The organism is Aquitalea sp. FG25, from assembly GCF_057809375.1.
This window is the reverse complement of sequence record NZ_JBMDJV010000019.1, coordinates 56,558-70,724: the sequence shown is the minus strand read 5'-3', so window position 1 is coordinate 70,724 and position 14,167 is coordinate 56,558. Positions and strand designations below refer to the sequence as shown.

Genomic DNA, 14,167 nt, shown 5'->3' with positions numbered 1-14,167 from the left:
AAATCATGGCCCGTATCAAGATTGCACTGCCAGAGCAGTTCATCTACCAGACAAGCATGGATGTCCGCATCGGCGACATCAACTACGGCGGCCACATGGCCAACGATGCCATTTTGCGGCTGGCACACGAAGCGCGCTTGCGCTGGCTCAAGAGCATGGGCTACAGCGAACTGGATGTCGAGGGTTCTGGCATTATCATGGCAGATGCTGCGGTAATGTACCGGGCCGAGGCCTTTCATGGTGACAGCCTGGTTTTCAATCTGGGCATCGCTGACCCCAACAAGTACGGGCTGGACATCGTCTACCAGGCTATCGATAGCAACAGCGGCAAAGAAGTGGCAAGATTGAAGACGGGAATCGTCTTTTTCGACTACCAGACCCGTCAGGTGGCAGTTATGCCGCCGGCCTTCGTCACAAGACTCAATCAATAACAACAGGGGATTCCGTGATGCGTCCATATCCAACCAATAGTCCGCAGGCTATTGCCCGTTTGCTGGCAATGTTCATGATTTCCGATGGCAATATGGATCCGCGCGAGCTGGACTTGCTGGAAGACGTCAACGTCTACGACCTTATCAACCTGCCTCGCAAACAGTTTGCCCAGGTGCTGGTCGACTACTGTGACGATATTTCGGATGAAGCAGAACAGGATGGCACCATCCATCTGCTGGACACTGACCGCATCGAAGCCATGCTGGCGGAAGTGACCGATCCGAACAAACGCATTCTCACCTGCGTACTGGCCATGGACATCAGCAAGTCTGACGGCACCATCAGCGATCCGGAAATCGTCCTGCTGCGCCACATGATGAAAGAGTGGAATATCAGCCTGGAAGATCTGGAACGCCAGTTCGTACGCTGAACCACAGACTGCGGATTCACGGCACGAGGGCTGTGAACCGTGCGCCCGGCAGTGTCAAAGCCGCCCCGGCTGCCCGTGGCGGCTTTAGTATTTGATAACAACAGGGCTAAGCCACATGAATACACGCTTTAGCGGCAGCGCACACTACGTTGCCACCGACGACCTGATGATGGCGGTGAATGCCGCAATTACCCTGCAACGTCCATTGCTGGTCAAGGGCGAACCTGGCACCGGCAAAACCATGCTGGCCGAAGAAATTGCCGCCAGCCTGGGACGCCCGTTGATCACCTGGCCGATCAAGTCCACCACCAAGGCCCAGCACGGCCTGTATGAATACGATGCGGTATCGCGCCTGCGCGATTCACAACTGGGCGACGCCAAGGTCCACGACATCAGCAACTACATCATCAAGGGTCAGTTGTGGCAGGCATTCGAGGCGGATACCGCGCCGGTGTTGTTGATTGATGAAATTGACAAGGCCGACATCGAATTCCCCAATGACCTGCTGCGCGAGCTGGACCAGATGGAATTCTTCGTGCACGAAACCCAGCAGTTCGTGCGGGCCAGACAGCGCCCCATCATCATCATTACCTCCAACAACGAAAAGGAACTACCGGACGCTTTTCTGCGCCGCTGCTTCTTTCATTACATCCGCTTCCCTGACCGGGAAACCATGCAGTCCATCATCGATGTGCACTACCCCGGCCTGCAGCAACAGCTGATCGGCCAGGCACTGGAGGTTTTCTTTGCCATTCGCGAATTGCCGGGGCTGAAAAAGAAACCCACCACGTCAGAACTGCTGGACTGGCTGAAACTGCTGGGCAGTGAAGGCATAGACAGCGATGAGCTGGCTGAGCGCCATGGCAATGCCAGCCTGCCGCCCCTGGCCGGGGCGCTGCTGAAGAACGAGCAGGATATCTCCCTGTTCGAGCGGCTGGCCAATATGGCCAGACTGCGCCGTGGCTGACGCATCCACGCTGCTACAAGGCTTTGCCGCCCAACTGCGCCTGCAGGGCAAGAGCCCGCACACACAGGACGCCTACCTGCGTGATCTGCAAGGGCTGCAAACCCTGCTGGCCGAGCGTGACTGGCTGCATGTCAGACCAGACGACATCCGCAAAGCCATGGCAACCCTGCACGCACGCGGCATGGGCAGCCGCAGCCTGGCACGTAAACTGTCGTCCTGGCGCCAGTTTTACGACTGGCTGCTGCGTGAGCAACAGCTTGATACCAACCCCTGCCTGGGCTTGCGCGCACCAAAGCAGGACAAACCACTGCCCAAGGCACTGCCGGTGGACGGCACCGCAGCCCTGCTGGAACACATTCCACCCGAAGGCACGCTCAGCCTGCGTGACCGTGCCTTGTTCGAGCTGATGTATTCCTCTGGTCTGCGCCTGTCGGAAGCCGTGGCTCTTGATCTGGCCGATATGGATCTGTCAGAGCAACTGCTACGGGTACACGGCAAAGGCAACAAGACCCGGCTACTTCCCATCGGCCGCACGGCACTGGAATACCTGCAGCAATGGCTGCGGGAAAGAGCCGCTGAAGCAGGCTGCCAGGCGGTATTTGTCGGCCAGCACGGCAAGCGTCTTGGGGCCAGACAAGTGCAGAAGCGACTGGCCGAATGGGCGATCCGCACCGGTATGGACAGACACGTCCACCCGCACATGCTGCGCCACTCATTTGCCACCCACCTGCTGCAATCATCCGGCGATCTGCGCGCGGTGCAGGAACTGCTGGGGCACGCCAATCTGTCCACCACCCAGATTTATACCGCGCTGGACTTCCAGCATCTGGCCAAGGTTTACGATGCCGCCCACCCCCGCGCCCGCAAGAAAGACTGACCGCCCCTAGACACCAGCAACAAAAAAGCGCCGGCTGCTGCCGGCGCTGTTACATGCATCACCCAACCCGCTCAAGCGCGGCGCGGCACCGCAGCCAGCACGGCCTTGAGCAGCTGCCAGGCCTTGTCAACCGAGGCCAGCTCTACCCGCTCTCCCGGCGCATGTGCGCCACGAATGGTCGGCCCAAAGGAAACCATGTCCATGGCGGGATACTTGGCACCAATGATGCCGCACTCCAGACCAGCATGAATCACCTGCACGCCAGACTTGCCACCGAACTCCTGCGTGTAAACCTGCTGGAACAAGGCCAACAACGGCGACTGCGGATTAGGAGCCCAGCCCGGATAACCGCCTTCCATTTCCACGGTAAAACCGGCCAGGCCAAACAGGCTTTCCACTTCCCGAGCCAGCATCCAGGTACCGGAATCCAGCAGCGAACGCACCATCAGGTTGGCAAACACCTTGCCATTTTCCACCCGTACCACACCCAGATTATTCGAGGTTTCCACCACGCCGTTCACGCGCTGGCTCATGCGCTTTACGCCATGTGGTGCCGCGTGCAGTGCGGCCAGAATGGCTGCCTGATCGGCCGCATCCAGCACCGTACTGGCCGAGGCTGATTCAGTCAGTACGGTGATACCTTCATCGACACCTGCCAGTTCAAAACGCAGCAAGGATTGGAAGGCATCCAGCTTGGCTGCAACACGGGCTGCATCCGCTTCCGGATAGGCCACCACTGCCACGGCCTCCCGCGACAATGCGTTGCGGGCGGTACCGCCAACCAAAGACACCAGGCGCAGCTTCGTTTCGGCTTCCAGTTCGCGCAGCAAACGCACCAGCACTTTGTTGGCATTACCACGGCCTAGATGAATGTCGGCCCCGGAATGCCCGCCCTTCAGCCCACGGATGCACAGGGATACCGCCTGATAGCCCGCCGGCAGCGCAACGGAAGCGTAGCTGCGCGTGACATTGACATCCACGCCGCCAGCGCAGCCCATGTAAAACTCGCCCCATTCTTCGGTATCGATATTGATCATCATGCTGCCTTGCAACAGCCCTGGCTCCAGACCCAGCGCACCGCCCATGCCGGCCTCTTCGTCCAGCGTCATCAGTACCTCTATCGGGCCATGTGCAATATCGTCACTGGCCAGCACCGCCAGCCCCATTGCAACGCCGATGCCGTTATCGGCACCGAGGGTGGTGTTCTCGGCCACCAGCCAGCCATCCTGCAATGTCGGGCGGATCGGATCTTTGAAAAAATCATGCTCGGTGCCGGTATTGGCCTGGCATACCATGTCCAGATGCCCCTGCAATACCACACCGACGCGGTCTTCCAGACCGGTTGTTGCCGGTTTGCGCACAATCAGGTTACCGGCAGCATCCACAACAGTCTGCAAGCCGCGCAATTCAGCCCAGCCCTTGAGATAGTCGCGCAATTGCTGTTCGTGCTTGGAGGGACGGGGAATGTCGCACAGGGTCTGGAAATGCTCCCAGACAGCCTGTGGCTGAAGCTCGGCGATGTTAACCACAATATATCCTTTGACATGACATGCTGACGGGCATCTTGTGCGCCGTCATCGATAGCGCGTAGCAGAGACTGTCAATGACAGCCCTGTTTTGTACACAATCGACTTTATCATGCACACGCCGCCTGGTCATGTGGCATTGCACTAGTCAGGCAGGGCACGGCTGCTGGTTGCAGCAGCCCAAAGCAGGAAATCAGGCAGGGATCAGCAATGGTGCATGCGCCAGCGGCGTTGCCGAGCGCATATAGTGGTCCAGCAGCATGCGCATGAACTGATGGCTCCTGCAGATGGCATGGCGCAACTGGCTGATGGTTTCAGCCGATGGGTGTGACCCCACCAGGGTGACGATGATCTCCAGTGCCTCCCAGGGGTGGGCATCGTCATACCGGGCATGCAGCTTCAGCCACTTCATGGCCTTGGTGCGCACCGCATCATCAAACTGGTTTGCATAATGCGGTTTGGCGCACACGCGGGCCGACCACTCGCCGGTTGCCCCTTCGATGGCGTAATTGGTTGCGGCCATGGCCACGGCCAGCGTATCCCGGTGGCACACCTGCCAGCACCACTGGCTCAGGCACAGGGTTTCCAGCGCCTGCGTGCCATGCACCATGGCAGGAACATCTACCCCGGATTCAGCCGCCCAGTTGACCCAATGATCGGCATGGTTCTGTTCCACCCGGATATTGCGGATCAGATAGCGGCGCGCCATATCATGCCCCAGTCCCTGTCCATAACGGATTTTCAGCAGATTCATGGCCATGTATTGGGGAAACTGTTCAATCACCGGCCAGCCGCCAGACAGGAAGGCCTGGTGCGTTACATGATCAAGCCGGGCTTCCTGCATCCGGGTAAACAATTCGTGCTCCACCACCGCGCTTTTATATTGGTCACAATAGTGAACCAACTCCTGCGCCCAGGCCGGATAACTGCAAACATCCATCAGCGGGCCGCTGCGGACAAATGGCTGCTGGTCTGCCATGCTTTCATTCTTTCCTGAAAAGGCCCGTATCAATTGCGGTCGGGCCAGCGGTGTAGGGTGGATTCTGACTGATCATGGGCCGCAGATACAAACGGCTGCGGCTCGCCAATATAATAACCCTGCGCATAATCCACGCCGATCTCCTGCAATGCAGCAAGTATTTCCGGGGCACTGACAAACTCTGCAATCGTCTTTTTGCCGGTGACATGTCCAATATGGTTGATCATTTCCACCATGGCCCGGTCCACCGAATCATTCACCATGTCCTTGACGAAACTGCCATCAATTTTCAGGTAATCCACCGGCAGATGCTTGAGATAGACAAAGGAAGACATGCCGGCACCAAAGTCATCTAATGAAAAATGGCAGCCCAGGCCTTTGAGTTCGCGGATAAAACGCGTGGCCTGCTGCAAATTGGAAATGGCGCTGGTTTCCGTGACTTCAAAGCAGATCATCCCCGGCGCAATGGCATAGCTGACAAACTGCCGGCGGATGAAGTCGAGGAAATTGTCATCGCACAAAGTAGCGCCGGACAAGTTGATCGCACATAGCGAGATGGAGTGATCGCCCTGCTCCTGACGTTGCCACAAGGTTTCAAATGCCAGACGCACGACGATGCGGTCGATATCGGGCATCAGGCCAAAGCGTTCGGCAGCCGGAATGAATGTACCGGGCAGGATGATGTTGTCGGCCTCATCCCGCAAACGCAGCAGCACCTCGACATGCCGCCCGCTCTTTTTTCCTTCATGCCGCAAGGGAATGATGTCCTGGCTGTACAGGCAGAAGCGCTCTTCCTCCATGGCCGAACGCAAACGCTGCACCCAAGCCATTTCTACCGAACGCACTGCCAGTTCAGTATCTTTCGAACTGTACAGCTGAATGCGATTGCGGCCTTTTTCCTTTGCCATGTAACAGGCAATGTCCGCTGCCTGCATGGCCTCGGCCAGCGTAGCGCCCGGCTCGCCCAGAAACACCAGACCAATACTGGTGCTAATGGAAAAGGGAATCCCCTCCCACTGGAAACCTGCCAGCTGTACTGCGCGGCGCAGCCGATCGGCCTTGTCCAGCGCCGTATCGATACGACAGTCCTCCAGCAAGACACCAAACTCATCTCCACCCAGCCGGGCCAGCACATCGGATAGGCCCAACTGCTCCTGCAGTACGCGGCATACCTGGCGCAGCAGCTCATCCCCTGCTGCATGGCCGTTGGTATCATTCACCAGCTTGAATTGGTCCAGATCAACAAACAGCAAGGCATGCGAGGTATCCGTTACCATCAGCCGACTCAGGGCGCGCGTTACCCGCTGTTCAAACTCGCGCCGGTTGTACAGCCCGGTCAGGGCATCGTGTGCAGCCTGCCAGGAAAGATGGCTGATGTATTGCTGCTCGATGGACTTGTCATGCAGTACCAGCACCAGTCCATCTACCACACCCTGCGCATCACGAATGGGCGAGGCCACCAGCGAAACCATATGGCTGCTGCCATCCGCGCCTTGCAGACGCAAACTGGGGAAAGCCTGCTTACTCTCGCAGTGGGTACGCAACTGACTGGTGGTGACCAGATCCATACTGCTGCCGGACAGGTCAATCATGGAGAAGACATCTTCAAAATAGCGGCCCAACACCTGCTGGCCGCCACCAAGCAGGTGTTGGGCCACGGCATTGAGGTAACGCAGCTGACCGGACAGATCAATGGTAATCACCGCATCACCAATGGCGTTGAGGGTGGTTTCCACGCGCTCCTTCTCGGCATTCAGCTCTGCCTGAAAGCGGGCCGACTGTCGCAGCAGCACCCGCACTTGTCGCACCGTCAGCAGCAACAGGGCAGAGCCTGCCAGCAAATTCAGCCACAGCAACAAGGTGGTGGCAAAGCGCGAGCCCTCACCCAGTACTTCGGAAAATGCCCGGGCTGGCGGCTTGAGCTCTTCATTGATCTCGACAATACGTCGCCTGAGCACCATCAGCTCATCGTTGCTGATGTAACCATGATTGAAACCGCTGTGCAGCCGCTCGGCAATGGCGGCGGTTTCCGCCACGTAGCGGTCGCCAATTTCCCAATAATGAATGGCCTGGCTCAGATAGCTGACGTGCCGAAACCACAAGAAGGCCGCCATGATATTGTCGATATCATCCGGATGATTGCCCCCTTGCAGCAGCCCGGCGCGTGCCAGGTCCAGATCGGGTGATGCACGATCCAGCGCCAGCCGTGCCTGACGATCACCCAATTGGATGGCAATGGCTGTCTTGTAGGCAAGGAAATCGGTCTCGGCACGACTGTCAACATAGCGCGAGAGATAGTAGATGGCATCTTTCTGCGCCTTGGACCACAGCCCTTCGCCGCCCACGTAGGCGCGGATGGTAGACAGGACATTCAGACTGAACACACTTACCAGCAGCAAGGCCCCGACAATTGTCACAAAAGGCCAGACCACCCGGATCAGCTTGCGGCTGCCATACGCACTCATCGCAGACATTAAGCTCCCTTGCTATGTATTTCCAGGTATGCGGCAGCCCTGATCACAGGCCCTCACCGTCCACAGGCCCTGCATGAACAAAGCGGCCAGCCCGGATGGTGCTGCCGGTTTCAATTAGCTTGCGCGATGACGCGATGGCAACCATCTATCAATCTTATTTGAATGTCTATTAAACAAACTGTCAATGCCAGAGTAATTGCATTCGGCATACCACTCTTTGGGTATAGCCTTCTTTGGCAGTACTGACCGGCTGATTTGCAGACCCTACCCTTGGCAATAAAAAAGCTGCCAACGGCAGCTTTGAGTTGATGGGCATGCCCATTTCCAGCACACCCCAGCTCAGGCCTGCACCTCCTCGCCATCCTGCTGTTCCTGCTGCAACTGCCACATCTCGGCATAACGACCACCTTGCTCCAGCAAGGCGCGGTGGGTGCCACGCTCCAGCACATGGCCGGCATCCATCACGATGATCTGGTCGGCATCCACAATGGTGGATAAACGATGGGCAATGATCAGCGTGGTCCGATTGGCCGAGATGCTTGCCAACTCATGCTGGATCGCCTTTTCCGTACGGGAATCCAGTGCGCTGGTTGCTTCATCAAAAACCAGGATGGGCGGATTCTTCAGTACGGTACGGGCAATCGCCACCCGCTGCTTTTCACCGCCGGACAATTTCAGGCCACGCTCCCCTACCTGGGTGTCATAGCCATCGGGCAGGCTCATCACAAAGTCATGGATATGTGCAGAACGGGCTGCCTCCATGACTTCTTCCCGGCTCGCACCCGGACGTCCATAAGCAATGTTGTAATAGATGCTGTCATTGAACAGCACCGTATCCTGCGGCACGATGCCGATGTGCGCGCGCAAACTGTCCTGGGTAAGCTGGCGGATGTCGCGCCCATTGATGCTGATGCTGCCCTGGGAGACATCGTAAAAGCGGAACAGCAAGCGCGACAGGGTTGATTTGCCAGCCCCGCTGGCACCAACCACCGCCAAAGAGCTACCCGCAGGAATCTCGAAATTCAGCCCGTGCAGAATGGTGCGCTTGTCATCATAAGTAAATTCAACATCGGCAAAGCGGATGCCGGCCTGCCGGGTATCCAGCGCCACGGCACCGGCTACATCGTCCACTTCCTGATGGGTGGAAAGCAGGCCGAACATGCGCTCGATATCCGCCAGCGAATGCTTGATTTCGCGATAGATGAAACCAAGGAAATTCAGCGGGGTATAAAGCTGGGTAATGAAGGTGGCCACCAGTACCACATCGCCCACCGTCATCTTGTGCTGCACCACACTATTGGCCGCCAGCACCATGATGAGGGTGACACCGCTGGCAATGATGATGCCCTGGCCAGCGTTAAGCATGGACAGCGACACCTGGTTCTTGATGGCTGAAGCCTCCCAGGCCGCCAGATTGCGGTCATAGCGCGCGGCCTCGTACTGCTCATTATTGAAGTACTTCACGGTTTCGTAATTGATCAGCGCATCAATGGCCTTGGCATTGGCCTTTGAATCCAGATCATTCATGCTGCGGCGGAACACCGTGCGCCATTCGGTCACCACCAGGGTAAACACGATGTAGATGGCAATGGTTCCCAACGTAAGCGCAGCAAACTCCCAGGCATAACGGCTGAACAGAATGACCGACACCATGCCGATTTCAAGCAGTGTCGGCAGGATGTTGAACACCATGAAATTCAGCAGAAAGCCGATGCCCTTGGTACCACGTTCGATATCCCGGCTCATGCCGCCGGTCTGGCGTTCCAGATGAAAACGCAGTGACAGGCGGAGCAGATGCTGGAACACACCGCGTGCCACGCTGCGAACCGCCCCCTGAATGACACGGGCAAATACGGCATCGCGCAACTCACCCAGCACACTGGATGTCAGCCGGGCCACGCCATACCCCACCAGTGCCATCACCGGCACGGCCAACAGCGTGGCCGGAACGGAAAGCCGGTCAACAATATCCTTCAGATAAAGCGGCACAGTGACAGCAGCCACCTTAGCCAGAATCATGCAGGTCAGGGCCAACAGCACCCTGCCCTTGAACGCCCACAGATACGGCAGCAGTGTTCTGAGGGTTTGCAGGTCGTTTCGGTTGGCCGGCGCAGGGCCGCTATGGGTAAAACGCATGAAAACTACCTGTCGGGAGGCTGGCCGCAACCAGCACATGATGGACGCACCCTATCATCTGGTCTGCAACCAGCGGGGTGACGACGTGACGATGCCGCAGCGGCACTGGGTTAATGCAGGACGCGCGGTGCCACCAGCGTCATTTCCGGAATGGTGACATCAAAGCGCTTGCCGTCATCCGCCAGCATCTGGTAGCTGCCGCGCATCGACCCGTAAGGCGTCTTCAGATGCGTAGCACTGCTGTACTCGAAAGTCTGGCCAGGCTCCAGCCGGGGCTGCTCGCCCACCACGCCCATGCCACGCACTTCCTGCTCCTGATTGTTGGCATCCGCGATAACCCAGTGCCGGCTGATCAACTGGGCCGGTTCGTTACCGGTATTGGTCAGACGAATGCGATAACCGAACACATAGACGTCGGTCGCCACATTGGATTGTTCGGCGATGTAGTGTGGTTCGGCCTCTACTTCAATCTGGTAGATTTTGTCTGCCATGCTCGTTTCCTTGTGCTGGTATGCTGCATTTTATCGCACTCGGTCGCGCTGGCGCGGTAGAATAAGCGCCTATTTCATGACTCCATCCGTGTTTGCAAGGTAGACCATGCGCGACTTCCGTATTGCCCCCAGCCTCCTATCCGCCGATTTTGCCTGTCTGGGCCAGGAGGTGCGCGACGTCATCGCCGCCGGAGCCGACATCATTCACTTTGATGTCATGGACAACCATTATGTCCCTAATCTGACCGTAGGCCCCCTGGTATGTGAAGCCATCCGCCCGCATACACAAGCCCCCATCGACGTGCACCTGATGGTCAAGCCGGTGGACAGCCTGGTGCCGATGTTTGCCAAGGCCGGTGCCAACATCATCACCTTCCACCCGGAAGCGTCGGAACACATCGACCGCACCCTGGGCCTGATCAAGGAATCCGGCTGCAAGGCTGGTCTGGTATTCAACCCGGCTACCCCGCTATCTTATCTGGATCACGTGATGGACAAGATCGACATGGTGCTGATCATGTCGGTCAACCCTGGCTTTGGCGGCCAGTCCTTCATTCCGCATGCGCTGGAAAAAGTGCGTGCCGCGCGCCAGCGCATTGATGAGTATACCGCCAAGCATGGTGGAGAAATCTGGCTGGAAGTGGATGGTGGCGTAAAAGTGGACAATATCGCTGCCGTTGCCGCCGCAGGTGCCGATACCTTTGTTGCCGGTTCGGCCATTTATGGCCAGCCTGACTATCAGGCCGTGATTGCTGCCATGCGTGCCGAGCTGGCCAAGGCCGCCTGATGCAGGCCGCCATTGTTACCGGCGCATCGCGCGGCCTGGGTCTTGCGCTGTGCGCCGAACTGCTTCAGCGCAATTTCGTGGTAATCGGCCTGGCGCGGCAGCACAGCGAAGCCCTGCAGCAACTGGCGGTACAATATGCAGGCCGTCTGCACTTCCTGCAGGCAGACCTGGCAGACAGCGCCAGCCTGCAAGGCCTGATGGATGAAGCGCTGCAGCTGCTTCCCCTGCACGATATCCGGCAATTGCTGCTGATCAATAATGCTGGTGTCGTCACGCCGATTGCTACTGCCGGCTTCTACCCGGCAGCCGAACTGAGCCAGGCCATTGCCATCAACCTGACCGCCCCGATGCTGCTGACCGATGCCCTGCTGCGCCTTGATGACGAACCGGATTGCGCGCTGCGCATCGCCTGCATTTCCTCTGGCGCAGCCATCAAGGCATATCCGGGCTGGGGTGTTTATGGCAGCAGCAAGGCCGGGCTGGATCACTTCTGCCGACATGTCGCCCAGGAGCAATTGGCCCGTGCCAATCCGGCCCGTATCGCCGCCATCTACCCTGGTGTTATCGATACCGACATGCAAGCCAGCATCCGCAGCAGCGATCCGCAGCAATTTCCCAACCGCGAACGCTTTGATGCCCTCAAGCGCGAGGGTGGGCTGAGCACTCCGCAACAGGCCGCCCGCAAGATTACCGACCATCTGCTCAGCGCAGAATTCGGCGTAGAAACTGTCATCGACATCCGGCAGCTGCCGGACACCGCACAACACTGAATACCCAGTCCCATGAATCTGAAACACATCAAAGCCGTTGCCTTCGACCTGGACGGCACCCTGGTTGACTCCATCCCTGATCTGGCCGCCGCTGCCAATGCCATGCGCCAGCATCTGGGCCTGCCTATCCTGGCCGACCTGCGCATTCAGGAACATGTTGGCGACGGCATTGCCAGCCTGGTGCATCGCGCCATCACCGACGAACGCCACGGACAGGCCGATGCCGCCATCTGGGAGCAGGGCTTCAACTTTTTTGTGCGTTACTATCACGCCCACCTGACGGACAACACCACGGTATATCCGGGCGTGCGTGATGGCCTGGGTCTGCTGCGCGCCCTGCAGCTGCCCGTGGTGGTGGTCACCAACAAATCGGAATACCTGGCCATTCCCTTGCTGGAGCAGCTTGATTTGCGTGAAGCCTTCAGCCTGGTGATTGGCGGCGACACCCTGGCCGAGAAGAAACCCTCAGCCCTACCGCTACAGCATGTCTGCAATGTGCTGGGTATCAACACCAGCGAACTGGCCATGGTGGGCGATTCGGAAAACGATATCCTGTCGGCACGTGCCGCAGGTGCAACGGCCATCGCCGTGAATTATGGCTATGCCGATGCCAGCCAGCTACAGGCGGATCTGGTCATCGGCAGCCTTGCCGAACTGTACGATTTGATGAAAAAATAAGGCCCACAACTTCATTCCATACGGATCAAACCTGCATCATGACTTTCCTGCCCGCACCGGCCAGTTGGCGATGGCAACGCTAAGCCACATTCTGTCCAACCTTTTCGCTTTCAATCCGGTTTCAAGGTAGCGCACTCATGACGCATGAAGAATTCAACCAGCTGGCTGCGGCCGGCTACAACCGTATCCCGGTCACACTCGAACTGTTTGCCGATCTCGACACGCCGCTGTCGGTCTATCTCAAGCTGGCCAACCAGCCGTACTCCTATCTGCTGGAATCGGTAGTCGGGGGCGAGCGCTTTGGCCGTTACTCCTTCATCGGGCTGCCTGCTACCACGCGCCTGCGTGTCAACGCACACAAGGTACAGGTGGAGTATGGCGACAAGGTGATCGAACAGTACGAAGGCGACCCGCTGGCCTTTATCGAAACCTTCCAGCAACGCTTCAGCGCGCCACCGGTGGAAGGGCTGCCGCGCTTCACTGGCGGCCTGGTGGGCTACTTCGGTTACGACACCGTCCGCTACGTGGAAAAACGACTGGCCGACACCCGCAAGCCAGACCCGATTGGCACGCCGGACATCCTACTGATGGTGTCGGAAGAGCTGGCCGTAGTGGACAACCTGTCCGGCAAGCTGTACCTGATCGTGTATGCCGATCCTGCGGTACCCAATGCGCTGGTCAAGGCAGAAAGCCGACTGGGCCAGCTACGGGCACGGCTGCGTGAACCGATGGACATTCCGCTGTCACTGCCATCGCAAATCAGCAAGGCTGTTTCCGAGTATGGTCAGGAAGAATTCAAACAGGCGGTGGAAAAGTGCAAGCACTACATTGTGGATGGCGACATCATGCAAGTGGTGCTGGCCCAGCGCATGCAAATGCCCTACCGCGACTCACCACTATCGCTGTACCGCGCCCTGCGCAGCCTGAACCCGTCACCGTATATGTTCTTCTACCATTTTGACGACTTCCACGTTGTGGGTTCTTCACCGGAAATTCTGGTGCGCCGCGAACAGGAAACCGTTACCGTGCGCCCTATCGCTGGCACCCGCGTGCGCGGCAAGAACCGCGAGGAAGACGAAGCACTGGCAGAAGAGCTGCTGGCCGACCCCAAGGAAATTGCCGAACACGTGATGCTGATGGACCTGGGCCGCAATGACATCGGTCGGGTTGCCAACACCGGCAGCGTCAACATTACCGACAATATGGTGATCGAACGTTACTCGCACGTAATGCACATCGTCTCCAGCGTGGAAGGCCATGTGAAGCCGGATGTTTCCAACATCGACATTCTCAAGGCCACCTTCCCGGCCGGTACGCTGTCTGGCGCACCCAAGGTACGCGCCATGGAGATCATTGACGAGTTTGAACCCACCAAGCGCGGCGTATACGGCGGTGCCGTCGGCTATCTTGGTTTCAATGGCGATATGGATCTGGCGATCGCCATTCGCACTGCCGTCATCAAGAACGACATGCTTTATGTGCAATCCGGTGCCGGCATCGTCGCTGATTCAGTGCCGGAATCCGAATGGCAGGAAACCCAGAACAAGGCCCGCGCCGTCATCCGCGCAGCAGAATTAGCCCAAGCCGGGCTGGATGCCTGATGACAGCAGGCTGTCATCA

At 58.1% G+C, this 14,167-nt stretch carries 13 protein-coding genes; 8 read left to right on the top strand and 5 right to left on the bottom strand.

Annotation, left to right across the window (positions count from 1 at the left end; all coding sequences use genetic code 11):
• Nucleotides 1-5 precede the first annotated feature (5 nt).
• From ACODR9_RS16880 to xerC, 4 genes are all read left to right on the top strand, one after another.
• Nucleotides 6-431 (top strand): thioesterase family protein, encoded by a 426-nt coding sequence (locus tag ACODR9_RS16880; protein ID WP_488810563.1) that lies wholly within the window; start codon nucleotides 6-8, stop codon nucleotides 429-431.
• Nucleotides 432-448: 17 nt separating this feature from the next.
• Nucleotides 449-862, top strand: a complete 414-nt coding sequence (locus tag ACODR9_RS16875; RefSeq protein WP_488810562.1) for a TerB family tellurite resistance protein — start codon at nucleotides 449-451, stop codon at nucleotides 860-862.
• Between the two features lie 115 nt (nucleotides 863-977).
• Nucleotides 978-1,829, top strand: coding sequence for an AAA family ATPase (locus ACODR9_RS16870; RefSeq protein ID WP_488810561.1), 852 nt, complete (start codon nucleotides 978-980; stop codon nucleotides 1,827-1,829).
• A complete protein-coding gene (gene xerC, locus ACODR9_RS16865) occupies nucleotides 1,822-2,706 on the top strand; it encodes a tyrosine recombinase XerC (RefSeq protein ID WP_488810560.1) in 885 nt (294 codons plus the stop codon). Before ACODR9_RS16870 ends, xerC begins: the two co-directional genes overlap by 8 nt.
• Nucleotides 2,707-2,777: 71 nt before the next feature.
• On the opposite strand, the gene ACODR9_RS16860 is transcribed toward xerC, so the two are convergent.
• From ACODR9_RS16860 to apaG, 5 genes are all read right to left on the bottom strand, one after another.
• Nucleotides 2,778-4,235 carry an aminoacyl-histidine dipeptidase gene (locus tag ACODR9_RS16860; protein ID WP_488810559.1) on the bottom strand — a complete coding sequence of 486 codons (1,458 nt, stop codon included), beginning with the start codon at nucleotides 4,233-4,235 and terminating at the stop codon, nucleotides 2,778-2,780.
• A 190-nt stretch (nucleotides 4,236-4,425) separates the two neighbouring features.
• Nucleotides 4,426-5,211, bottom strand: coding sequence for an iron-containing redox enzyme family protein (locus ACODR9_RS16855; protein WP_488810558.1), 786 nt, complete (start codon nucleotides 5,209-5,211; stop codon nucleotides 4,426-4,428).
• 29 nt (nucleotides 5,212-5,240) lie between these two features.
• Nucleotides 5,241-7,685 carry a putative bifunctional diguanylate cyclase/phosphodiesterase gene (locus tag ACODR9_RS16850; RefSeq protein ID WP_488810557.1) on the bottom strand — a complete coding sequence of 815 codons (2,445 nt, stop codon included), beginning with the start codon at nucleotides 7,683-7,685 and terminating at the stop codon, nucleotides 5,241-5,243.
• Between the two features lie 339 nt (nucleotides 7,686-8,024).
• Nucleotides 8,025-9,821, bottom strand: coding sequence for an ABCB family ABC transporter ATP-binding protein/permease (locus tag ACODR9_RS16845; protein ID WP_488810556.1), 1,797 nt, complete (start codon nucleotides 9,819-9,821; stop codon nucleotides 8,025-8,027).
• Nucleotides 9,822-9,931: 110 nt separating this feature from the next.
• Nucleotides 9,932-10,312 (bottom strand): Co2+/Mg2+ efflux protein ApaG, encoded by a 381-nt coding sequence (gene apaG, locus ACODR9_RS16840; RefSeq protein WP_488810555.1) that lies wholly within the window; start codon nucleotides 10,310-10,312, stop codon nucleotides 9,932-9,934.
• 106 nt (nucleotides 10,313-10,418) lie between these two features.
• Here apaG and rpe point away from each other — a divergent pair, with 106 nt between their 5' ends.
• The 4 genes from rpe to trpE all read left to right on the top strand — a co-directional run bounded on the left by rpe (nucleotide 10,419) and on the right by trpE (nucleotide 14,148).
• Nucleotides 10,419-11,099: a ribulose-phosphate 3-epimerase gene (gene rpe / locus ACODR9_RS16835; protein ID WP_488810554.1), complete on the top strand. Its 681-nt coding sequence runs from the start codon at nucleotides 10,419-10,421 to the stop codon at nucleotides 11,097-11,099.
• Nucleotides 11,099-11,869, top strand: coding sequence for an SDR family NAD(P)-dependent oxidoreductase (locus ACODR9_RS16830; protein ID WP_488810553.1), 771 nt, complete (start codon nucleotides 11,099-11,101; stop codon nucleotides 11,867-11,869). The genes rpe and ACODR9_RS16830 overlap by 1 nt, the downstream gene beginning before the upstream one ends.
• Nucleotides 11,870-11,881: 12 nt before the next feature.
• On the top strand, nucleotides 11,882-12,547 hold the full coding sequence (locus tag ACODR9_RS16825; RefSeq protein WP_488810552.1) for a phosphoglycolate phosphatase: 666 nt from the start codon (nucleotides 11,882-11,884) through the stop codon (nucleotides 12,545-12,547).
• Between the two features lie 137 nt (nucleotides 12,548-12,684).
• The gene (trpE, locus tag ACODR9_RS16820; protein WP_488810551.1) at nucleotides 12,685-14,148 is read left to right on the top strand and encodes an anthranilate synthase component I; all 1,464 of its coding nucleotides are present in this window, start codon (nucleotides 12,685-12,687) and stop codon (nucleotides 14,146-14,148) included.
• Nucleotides 14,149-14,167 lie beyond the last annotated feature (19 nt).

What these genes read in the sequence shown, in the direction of transcription:
- ACODR9_RS16880 (WP_488810563.1), top strand. Translation starts at nt 6, where the DNA reads ATGGCCCGTATCAAGATTGCACTGCCAGAGCAGTTCATCTACCAGACA.
- ACODR9_RS16875 (WP_488810562.1), top strand. Translation starts at nt 449, where the DNA reads ATGCGTCCATATCCAACCAATAGTCCGCAGGCTATTGCCCGTTTGCTG.
- ACODR9_RS16870 (WP_488810561.1), top strand. Translation starts at nt 978, where the DNA reads ATGAATACACGCTTTAGCGGCAGCGCACACTACGTTGCCACCGACGAC.
- ACODR9_RS16855 (WP_488810558.1), bottom strand. Translation starts at nt 5,211, where the DNA reads ATGGCAGACCAGCAGCCATTTGTCCGCAGCGGCCCGCTGATGGATGTT.
- ACODR9_RS16850 (WP_488810557.1), bottom strand. Translation starts at nt 7,685, where the DNA reads ATGTCTGCGATGAGTGCGTATGGCAGCCGCAAGCTGATCCGGGTGGTC.
- ACODR9_RS16845 (WP_488810556.1), bottom strand. Translation starts at nt 9,821, where the DNA reads ATGCGTTTTACCCATAGCGGCCCTGCGCCGGCCAACCGAAACGACCTG.
- apaG (WP_488810555.1), bottom strand. Translation starts at nt 10,312, where the DNA reads ATGGCAGACAAAATCTACCAGATTGAAGTAGAGGCCGAACCACACTAC.
- rpe (WP_488810554.1), top strand. Translation starts at nt 10,419, where the DNA reads ATGCGCGACTTCCGTATTGCCCCCAGCCTCCTATCCGCCGATTTTGCC.
- ACODR9_RS16830 (WP_488810553.1), top strand. Translation starts at nt 11,099, where the DNA reads ATGCAGGCCGCCATTGTTACCGGCGCATCGCGCGGCCTGGGTCTTGCG.
- ACODR9_RS16825 (WP_488810552.1), top strand. Translation starts at nt 11,882, where the DNA reads ATGAATCTGAAACACATCAAAGCCGTTGCCTTCGACCTGGACGGCACC.
- trpE (WP_488810551.1), top strand. Translation starts at nt 12,685, where the DNA reads ATGACGCATGAAGAATTCAACCAGCTGGCTGCGGCCGGCTACAACCGT.